11 protein-coding genes are annotated in these 8,424 nt (G+C 64.6%); 6 read left to right on the forward strand and 5 right to left on the reverse strand.

Going from position 1 to position 8,424, the window contains the following annotated elements:
* From QZ266_RS14245 to QZ266_RS14260, 4 genes are all read right to left on the reverse strand, one after another.
* A partial coding sequence (locus QZ266_RS14245) for an NAD(P)-dependent oxidoreductase (protein WP_295696294.1) occupies nucleotides 1–845 on the reverse strand: 845 nt, incomplete at its 3' end.
* A 48-nt stretch (nucleotides 846–893) separates the two neighbouring features.
* Nucleotides 894–1,646, reverse strand: coding sequence for a signal peptidase I (gene lepB, locus QZ266_RS14250; protein ID WP_295696296.1), 753 nt, complete (start codon nucleotides 1,644–1,646; stop codon nucleotides 894–896).
* 8 nt (nucleotides 1,647–1,654) lie between these two features.
* Entirely contained in the window at nucleotides 1,655–1,975 is a 321-nt protein-coding gene (locus tag QZ266_RS14255) for a YbjQ family protein (RefSeq protein WP_295696298.1), read from the reverse strand.
* Entirely contained in the window at nucleotides 1,972–2,193 is a 222-nt protein-coding gene (locus QZ266_RS14260; RefSeq protein ID WP_295696300.1) for a hypothetical protein, read from the reverse strand. The genes QZ266_RS14255 and QZ266_RS14260 overlap by 4 nt, the downstream gene beginning before the upstream one ends.
* A gap of 199 nt (nucleotides 2,194–2,392) precedes the next feature.
* Here QZ266_RS14260 and QZ266_RS14265 point away from each other — a divergent pair, with 199 nt between their 5' ends.
* Complete coding sequence (locus QZ266_RS14265; protein WP_295696301.1) at nucleotides 2,393–2,776, forward strand: hypothetical protein; 384 nt, start codon at nucleotides 2,393–2,395, stop codon at nucleotides 2,774–2,776.
* A gap of 137 nt (nucleotides 2,777–2,913) precedes the next feature.
* Here QZ266_RS14265 and QZ266_RS14270 read toward each other — a convergent pair whose 3' ends face one another.
* Complete coding sequence (locus QZ266_RS14270; RefSeq protein WP_295696302.1) at nucleotides 2,914–4,671, reverse strand: acyl-CoA dehydrogenase; 1,758 nt, start codon at nucleotides 4,669–4,671, stop codon at nucleotides 2,914–2,916.
* 154 nt (nucleotides 4,672–4,825) lie between these two features.
* Here QZ266_RS14270 and QZ266_RS14275 point away from each other — a divergent pair, with 154 nt between their 5' ends.
* The 5 genes from QZ266_RS14275 to QZ266_RS14295 form a co-directional block, all read left to right on the forward strand.
* Nucleotides 4,826–5,431: a YceI family protein gene (locus QZ266_RS14275; protein WP_295696303.1), complete on the forward strand. Its 606-nt coding sequence runs from the start codon at nucleotides 4,826–4,828 to the stop codon at nucleotides 5,429–5,431.
* 1 nt (nucleotide 5,432) lies between these two features.
* The gene (locus QZ266_RS14280) at nucleotides 5,433–6,011 is read left to right on the forward strand and encodes a cytochrome b (protein WP_295696304.1); all 579 of its coding nucleotides are present in this window, start codon (nucleotides 5,433–5,435) and stop codon (nucleotides 6,009–6,011) included.
* Nucleotides 6,012–6,017: 6 nt separating this feature from the next.
* Complete coding sequence (locus tag QZ266_RS14285) at nucleotides 6,018–6,566, forward strand: YceI family protein (protein ID WP_295696305.1); 549 nt, start codon at nucleotides 6,018–6,020, stop codon at nucleotides 6,564–6,566.
* Nucleotides 6,567–6,616: 50 nt separating this feature from the next.
* The gene (locus QZ266_RS14290) at nucleotides 6,617–7,585 is read left to right on the forward strand and encodes an L-threonylcarbamoyladenylate synthase (protein WP_295696306.1); all 969 of its coding nucleotides are present in this window, start codon (nucleotides 6,617–6,619) and stop codon (nucleotides 7,583–7,585) included.
* Nucleotides 7,586–7,611: 26 nt separating this feature from the next.
* Nucleotides 7,612–8,424 (forward strand): FAD-binding oxidoreductase (locus QZ266_RS14295; protein ID WP_295696307.1); only part of this gene is annotated, 813 nt, incomplete at its 3' end.

Consider the following 8,424-nt stretch of genomic DNA (forward strand, 5'->3'; position numbering starts at 1 on the left):
TTCACGCCCGGAGGCGCAGCCGGCTCTTCCGGCACGAAGAAATCGGGCAGGAGCTCGATCGACGGGTCGTAGGAATACTTGTCGAGGTCGCGCTCGCCCTCATCCCACAGGAAGCTGTCATCGATGATGAAATTGCCGGTGAAGGTCGCCGCCGGCTTGTTGAGGACGGCATAAGCCGTATCGGCGAGAATTTCCGGCTTGCGGCAGCTTTTCATCGCCTCCTCGCCGGCCAGAACGTTGGAAATCGCGGCCGTGGCAACGGCGGTGCGCGGCCAGATCGCATTGGCGCCGATCTTCCCCTTGAACTCCTCGCCCCAGCCCAGGATGCACAGGCTCATCTGATATTTCGCCGAGGTGTAGGCGACATGCGGCCCGAACCACATCCCGCGCATGTCGAGCGGCGGCGCCAGGGCGATAATGTGCGGGTTCTCGGCCTTCATCAGGTGCGGCAGGCATTTCTGCGTGGTCAGGAAGGTGCCGCGCCCATTGACCTGGTGCATCAGGTCATAGCGCTTCATCGGCACGTCGGCCGTCGGCCGTGGGTAGATGGCGGAGGCATTGTTGATGACCGCGTCGATACCGCCAAAGCGCTCGAACCCGGCCTCGACTGCGGCTTCGACCTGGGCCTCGTCACGGATGTCACACTTGACGGCCAGCGCCTGTCCGCCCGCCGCCTCGATCGCCGCGGCGGCTGTGTGGATCGTGCCTTCCAGGCGCGGATCCACCGTGTCCGACTTGGCCGCGATCACAATATTGGCGCCATCACGGGCACAGCGCTCGCCAATGGCCAGACCAATGCCGCGAGACGCGCCGGTGATGAATATGGTTTTTCCCTTGAGGCTCATGCGGCTCTCTCCCCGATCCTGTTGTGTCGGGGAGAGACTAGGGCGCACCTACAGTCCGCGCCAGACCCGGCCGGTCGGACAATGCAGGCCCTGCTCGCGGCGGCAGCGCTCGAGCGTGAAGAGAACCGTCTCGGCACGGCCGACAACATTCTCCAGCGGCACAAAGCCCGGACCACCCGATGCGCGGCTGTCACGCGACGCGTCGCGATTGTCACCCATGGCGAAAACAGTGCCCGGACGCACAGTGACCGGCCCGAAATCATCGAGGTCGTAATTATCGCCGCGCTCATAGATCGGGTGTTCCCGATCGCCCGGCAGGATTTCCGTGTAATGGCTGACGGTGACCGCCGTGCTGGACCGATCCTCGCGATAGGTGCGCACATCTTCCAGCATGCGAGGCGCGACCTCGCCATTGATATAGAGACGGCCTTCGCGAACCTCGATCACATCGCCTTCAATGCCGACGACCCGCTTGATCAGATTACGCGCCGGCGACTGGTTCTCGTCGCGGAACACGACAACATCCCCGCGCCGCGGCTGCGACCAGGCAAGGCGGCCATTCCAGCTGTCAGGCAGGACATAGCCCAGGCCAAGCGGCAGCGAATGGACCGAATAGCCATAGGCCCATTTCGACACCAGAACCCGGTCACCGACTTCCAGCGAGGGCTGCATGCTCTCGGACGGGATGTGGAAGGCCGCAAAGCCAAAGGTCACCAGGCCAAGCCAGACAGCAACAACACCGGCAATGAACCGGCCGGTTTCGAGGATTTCGTCGGCCGCACGGCCAGCAAGACGCTTCATCAAGGGACTCATTTCAGTTTGACAGCCGTTCCATAAGCGAGGATTTCCGCCGCGCCTTCCATGACCGATGAGGTCGTGAGACGCAGGGTCACAATCGCGTCAGCGCCCAGCTCCTCGGCATGCTTGGCCATGCGGTCGAGAGCCTGCTCGCGGGATTCGGAGAGGAGATTGGTGTATTCGGGGACTTCGCCGCCGACGAGATTGCGCAGCCCGGCGATGAAATCCCGGCCGAAGAAGCGGGCCCGGACCACATTGCCGCGGGCGACGCCAACAACGCGGTCAATCTCGCGCCCCGGTACCGTGTCAGCCATGGTGACGATCAAACTCATTCCTCTTCCCCCTCCAGGAGTGACGGGTCCGATTGGGCCCGCCAATACATCAATGCCAGTCCGAGCGCCGGACATCCGGTCCCCGCCAGCCACCAATAGCTGGCCGGATAGGGCAAATGCCAACCCGCCAGCAATCCCGCAGCCAGCAGGCCGACATAGAACAGCCCGCCGCCGATCAGCAGGACCGGGATCAGGATATCGAGCATTCTGGCTAACACGAGCTGAACAAGTCCTGACTGTCAGTGTTGATGTCTTCGATACGTCGAAAACTCCCCACAACCAAGAAGCCCGCCTGTCCATGACGGTATTTTAAGCTGTCGGCGTGGCCGCAAGGTCGCAGGGGATCATGTCCTCCCCTGTCCCGCTTGGACGCCGGCGCCGCCTCTGGCATGTTTGGCAGGTAAGGAGATTTGCCAGATGTCAGATACAATTATCGAGCCCGGTTCCAGCCGTTCGGCCGACCGCGACGACAAGTTGTTCGCCGGTCTGAACTATGTGCTCTTCCTGGTCGGCAATATCATCGGCATTTCCAGCCTGCTGGCGGTGATCATCGCCTATGCAAGGCGCGAACAGGCACCACACTGGCTGCAATCGCACTACACTTTCCAGATCAAGTCCTTCTGGACCGCCGTGGTCGGCATTGTCGCGTGTGCGCTGATGATCATGACCGTCATCCTCGCCCCCTTCGGCCTGTTCGGGCTGCTCCTGGTCTGGGTGTGGATGCTGATCCGCGGCGTGGTCGGCCTGGTTCGCCTCCTCGACGGACGTGGCCACCCCAATGCCGACGCGATGTGGGTCTGAGTCTGAGCCCGAGCCAGAGCCTGAGCCCGAGCCCTGATCGCCGCGGCGATATCGCCTGACGGGCGGCGCCTCCCCTCACGGAGCGACACAAACCGACCAGCATCCTCCCCACGGCGTGGGGAGGAAAATCGTCTCCGCTAGATCCCGAAACCGACCTCGTCGATCATGTCGGCGCCCATGGTGATGTCGTCGACGCGTGACGGCGCCAGGCTCAGGACGGCCTCGGCATAGAAATTGGCCAGGGCGATGCGCTGGGCGGCAAAAGCCGGATCGCCGACATTCTCCTTCTGGCGACGACGCGCAGAAACAGCACCGACGCACAACAGCCATCCGCCAACCGTCTCGCCGGCCAGGGTCAGGAAGGGTGTGGCCCCCGCCAGACGGTCCTTCATGTCGGCCTCGGCCAGCCAGTCCGCTGCCTCCTGCAGGGCTTCCAGACTGTCCCGCAGACGCTCGCCGAGCGGCGGCAGGTCCGGGTGGGAAGAGGTCAGGCAGCTCTCAATGGTCTGGTCGATATCGGCGTAGAGCTCGTCAAAGGCGGCACCGTCGGCCATGGAGAGCTTGCGGCCGACCAGGTCGATGGCCTGGATCGCATTCGTGCCTTCATAGATGGGCGTGATGCGGGCATCGCGCAAATGCTGGGCGGCGCCGGTTTCCTCGATATAGCCCATTCCGCCATGGACCTGGATATTGGCCGAGGCGACCTCGACACCGATATCGGTCGACCAGGCCTTGGCGATCGGGGTCAGCAATTCCTCGCGGCGCTTGGCAGCGGCCTTTTCTTCAGCGTCGTCGGAATAATGCGCGAGATCGGCGGACACGGCGCAGCAAATGCAAATGGCTCGCGAGGCGGCGATCTTGGCCTTCATCAGGGACAGGGTCCGCTTGATGTCGGGATGATGAATGATCGCGTGCGGGGCCGGGCCCTCCGCGTCGAATGCCTTGCCCTGCTTGCGGTCCGCCGCATAGGCAAGCGCCTGCTGGTAGGCGCGCTCGGCAATGCCGACGCCCTGGACGCCAACATTGAGACGGGCCGAATTCATCATCGTGAACATGCAGCGCATGCCGGCATTCTCGCCACCGATCAGCCAGCCGGTCGCCCCGGCATATTCCATGGTGCAGGTCGGCGAGCCATGAATGCCCAGCTTGTGCTCCAGACCGATCGCCTTGAGCGTATTGGTCGAACCGTCGGGCAGGACTTTCGGCACGATGAAGAGCGAGATGCCCTTGGTGCCGGCCGGCGAGTCCGGCGTGCGCGCCAGCACGAGGTGGATGATATTGTCGGCGCAATCATGATCACCCCAGGTGATGTAGATCTTCTGGCCGGAAATCGCCCAGCTGCCGTCCGGGTTGGGCTCGGCCTTTGAGCGCAGCGCGCCGACATCGGACCCGGCAGAGGGTTCGGTCAGATTCATCGTGCCTGACCATTCGCCGGTGATCAGCTTGGGCAGATACATCGCCTTTTGCTCATCCGTGCCGTGCGCGATCAGCGCCTCGATGGCGCCATAGGTCAGCATCGGACCGAGACCGAATGCGAGATTGGCCCCCTGGATCATTTCCAGCACGGCGACGCCGAGCGCGCGCGGCAGGCCCATACCCCCGTGATCGGCCTCGAATTGCAGACCTTGCCAGCCACCCTCGACGAACTGGGCATAGGCTTCCTTGAAGCCGGTCGGCGTGGTCACGCTGTCATTGGCCAGCTTGCAATGCTCGGCATCACCCACCTTGTTGAGCGGCGCCAGCACGCCTTCGGCGAGCTTGGCGGCTTCCTCCAGGATGGCGCCGGTGAGATCGGAGGAGAAATCGGGAAAGGCTCCGGTTGCCTTCAGCCCTTCCACGGCCGCCACTTCTTCGAGCGTGAAACGCATTTCATCGACGGGCGCGCGATAGGACATGGACGGTCTCCTCATGGATTGCCTGAACGGCATTTCTTGTGGGCCGCAACATAGCTCCAACATCGTGTGAAGCGAATCCGGAAACAGTGTTTTGTCCATCCCGGCGCAAGGTGTGGCTTTCACGCGACGCCGGTTCGCCTCATATAATGGAGGCATGAAGACCTTGCTCCGCCTCCTCGCCCTCGCCGGCTGCCTGTCCCTGGGTGCCTGCCTGACGCCGACCACTGACCCGCAGCGCCTGCCCGCAGGCGAGTGGGCGCTGGACACAGCGCATGCGAGCGTGACCTGGCAGGTCCGGCATATGGGGCTGAGCTGGTATACCGGCCGCTTCGACAGGCTGGACGCCCGGCTCGACTTCGACCCGGCCCGACCGGACGCGGCGCAGCTGACCGCCTCGATCGATGCGACCTCCATCTCCACCGGCGATCCCGCCTTCGACAGCGACCTCGCCGCCGGGTGGCTTCATGCCGATCGCAATCCGCAAATCCTGTTTGAAAGCACCAGCATCCGGATCACCGGTGAGACTTCCGGCGCGGTGACCGGCAATCTCACGCTGAACGGCGTCACCGCGCCGGTCACGCTCGACGTCACCTTTCATGGCGGGGTGACCAATCCGCTGGAAGGTCGCCCCGCGATCGGCTTCAGCGCCGACGGAGCGCTCGATCGCGACACGTTCAATATCGGCAATTTGCCACACAGCATTGTCGGCCCGACTGTGCGTATCCTGGTTGAAGCAGAATTCCTGAGGGAAGGAGACTGAGATGTCGGACTCACAGCGTTACACCGGAGTGGCCATCGCCCTGCATTGGATCCTCGCCGTCCTTCTGGTCGGAATGGTCTTCTATGCGTGGAATATGGAAGAGCTGAAGGAGACGCTTTTCGCCGGCGGTGATGTCACGATCGGCGAGGTGCAGTTTGCCTACAACATGCACAAGACGGTCGGCCTGTTGATCCTGGCCCTGTCCCTGGGGCGTCTCGCCTGGCGCCTGACCCATCCGGCCCCGGCCCTGCCCGAGGGCATGGCAAGCTGGGAGCGGTTGGCGGCGACAGCCACTCACTGGGCCTTCTACGCCGTCATGATCGGCCTGCCGCTCGGTGGTCTCGTCGCCGCCTCGGCCGCCGAACCGCCCACCCTCCTGTTCAACAATCCCGATCTCGTCCTGCCCAAGCTGCCGGTGCCACAGACCGAAGACTTCCAGAACGTCACCGGCAGCGTGCACGGCGCCGGCGGCTGGGTCATTTTCGGCCTGCTCGGCCTGCATGTTGCGGCGGCCCTTAAGCACCAGTTCATCAACAAGGATGGATTGATCGGCCGCATGATCCCCTTCCTGAAAGGATAAGTTCCCATGTTGCGTACCGCCCTCCTCGCGCTTGCCAGCTCCGCCGCACTCAGCCTGCCGGCCACCGCCCAGGACTGGTCGGTCGATCATGACGCCTCCAGCGTCGGCTTCGAGACGACCGTGTCCGGCGGCGCCGTCAGCGGTGCCTTCGACACCTGGTCCGCCGCGATCACGCTTGATCCCGACAATCTGGATGAGGCGCGGATCGAGGCCAGCGTGACCACGGCCAGCGGCTCGACCGGCAATCGCCAGATGGATGACAGCATGCTGTCCAATTCCGGTCTCAACCCGGTCGATTACGAGACGGCGCGCTTTGTCTCCGAGGATATCCGCGCCACCGATACCGGCTATGAGGCCCATGGCATCATGACCATGCGCGGCAGTGAGCAGGAGACGGTAATGCCCTTCACGCTCGAGATTGCCGATGGTCGCGCGGTCGCGGACAGTCGCTTCACCATCGCCCGCGCCGATTTCGGTGTCGGTGGATCGAGCTGGGGTTCCGCGGCGGCCGAAGTCACGCTTGTCATCCATGTCGAAGCCGATGCGGCGGAATAACTTGCCACCGGCGCTTGCATGACGGCCCCGCCAGGCGCTAGCTCATCGCCATGAGCGCATCCGTCACATCTGCCCCGATCAAGCCGGCCAGCGACCCGGCCGTGATCGACGAGGCCGCCGCCATCCTCAAGGCGGGTGGCCTGGTGGCCATGCCGACCGAGACCGTCTACGGCCTCGCCGCCGATGCCGGCAATGCGGACGCCGTTGCCCGCCTCTATGCCGCCAAGGGCCGGCCCCGTTTCAATCCGCTGATCGCCCATGTTTCCGGACCCAATATGGCCTGGCGCCTGGCGGGCTGGCCGGACATGGCGGATCAGCTGGCCGAGACCTTCTGGCCGGGTCCGCTGACCCTGGTCCTGCCGAAACGTCCCGACGCGCCGATCGCCGACATTGCCAATGCCGGGCTCGACTCGATCGCCCTGCGCGCCCCGCGCCACACAGCCGCCCAGGCGCTGATCCGGGCCTTTGACGGCCCCCTTGTGGCCCCCAGCGCCAACCCGTCCGGCGCCATCAGCCCGACCACGGCGGCCCATGTCGCAGAAGGGCTGGGCGACCGGATCGATCTCATCCTGGATGGCGGCAGCTGCCCGGTCGGTCTCGAATCCTCCGTCATCGCCCTGCTGGGCGGCGCGCCGACCCTGTTGCGGCCGGGCGGGCTGCCCCGTCGGCAGATCGAGGCGATTACCGGGCGTCTCGCCGAAGCCGGATCAAGCGAAACCCTGCTCGCGCCCGGCATGATGAAAAGCCATTACGCGCCGAATGCCGCCATGCGCCTGGATGCGACCCGCGCCGGGGACGGCGAGCTCCTGCTCGGTTTTGGCGCGATAGCCGGCGACCTCACCCTGTCTGCCAGCGGCGATCTGGCCGAAGCGGCAACCGGGCTGTTTGCGGCCCTGCGGGCGCTGGATGCCAGGGGCGCATCGCGGATTGCGGTTGCGCCCATCCCCAATGAGGGCTTGGGTGAAGCCATCAATGACCGGCTGCAACGCGCTGCGGCCCCCAAAGACGACCTGATCTGACCTCGAACGCCCGACCGGACCCCGCCATGACCGTGACCGACATGCCCGCCGACGCCCAGACCGCCACACCGCTGCCAGCCGGCCTTCTCGACCAGCTCAAACAAGTCCTCGGGCCGAAGGGCTGGTCCCGGGACGCGCATGAGCTGGCGCCGCATGTCGCCGACTGGCGTGGTCGCTATCAGGGCTCGACCCCGATCCTGCTCAAACCGGCCAATACCGAAGAAGTCTCCGCCTGTGTCCGCCTGTGCCACGAGGCGGGCGTGGCCATCACGCCGCAAGGCGGCAATACGTCTCTGTGCGGTGCGGCGACGCCGATGGGCGAGGTATTGCTGACGCTCAAGCGCATGACCGGCATCCGCGAGGTCGATGTCGATAATGACTCGATGACGGTCGAGGCCGGCTGTGTGCTGGAAAACCTGCAAACCCTTGCCGCCGACAATAACCGCCTCTTCCCGCTCTCCCTGGGTTCGCAAGGCTCGGCCATGATTGGCGGGCTGATCTCGACCAATGCCGGCGGCGTGCATGTGCTGCGCTATGGCATGACCCGCGAACTGGTCCTGGGCCTGGAAGCCGTCCTGCCCGACGGCACGATCTGGTCGGGCCTGACCGGCCTCAGGAAGGACAATACCGGGTACGACCTCAAGCAATTGCTGATCGGCGCCGAGGGCACGCTGGGCATCATCACCGCCGCAACCCTGAAACTCTTCCCGCGCCCCTCGCGCATGGAGGTTGCCTTTTGCGGCCTCGACAGTGTCGATGACGCCGTCAAATTCCTCGGCCTCGCCAAACAGGTTTCCGGCGGTGCGGTCACCGCTTTCGAGATCATGCCGCGCATGGCG

The organism is uncultured Maricaulis sp. (assembly GCF_905480005.1).
Classification (GTDB): domain Bacteria; phylum Pseudomonadota; class Alphaproteobacteria; order Caulobacterales; family Maricaulaceae; genus Maricaulis.

Coding starts and splice junctions, on each gene's coding strand:
- QZ266_RS14280 (WP_295696304.1), top strand. CDS start 5,433: ATGTCGGACTCACAGCGTTACACCGGAGTGGCCATCGCCCTGCATTGG.
- QZ266_RS14255 (WP_295696298.1), bottom strand. CDS start 1,975: ATGAGTTTGATCGTCACCATGGCTGACACGGTACCGGGGCGCGAGATT.
- QZ266_RS14285 (WP_295696305.1), top strand. CDS start 6,018: ATGTTGCGTACCGCCCTCCTCGCGCTTGCCAGCTCCGCCGCACTCAGC.
- QZ266_RS14270 (WP_295696302.1), bottom strand. CDS start 4,671: ATGTCCTATCGCGCGCCCGTCGATGAAATGCGTTTCACGCTCGAAGAA.
- QZ266_RS14265 (WP_295696301.1), top strand. CDS start 2,393: ATGTCAGATACAATTATCGAGCCCGGTTCCAGCCGTTCGGCCGACCGC.
- lepB (WP_295696296.1), bottom strand. CDS start 1,646: ATGAAGCGTCTTGCTGGCCGTGCGGCCGACGAAATCCTCGAAACCGGC.
- QZ266_RS14275 (WP_295696303.1), top strand. CDS start 4,826: ATGAAGACCTTGCTCCGCCTCCTCGCCCTCGCCGGCTGCCTGTCCCTG.
- QZ266_RS14290 (WP_295696306.1), top strand. CDS start 6,617: ATGAGCGCATCCGTCACATCTGCCCCGATCAAGCCGGCCAGCGACCCG.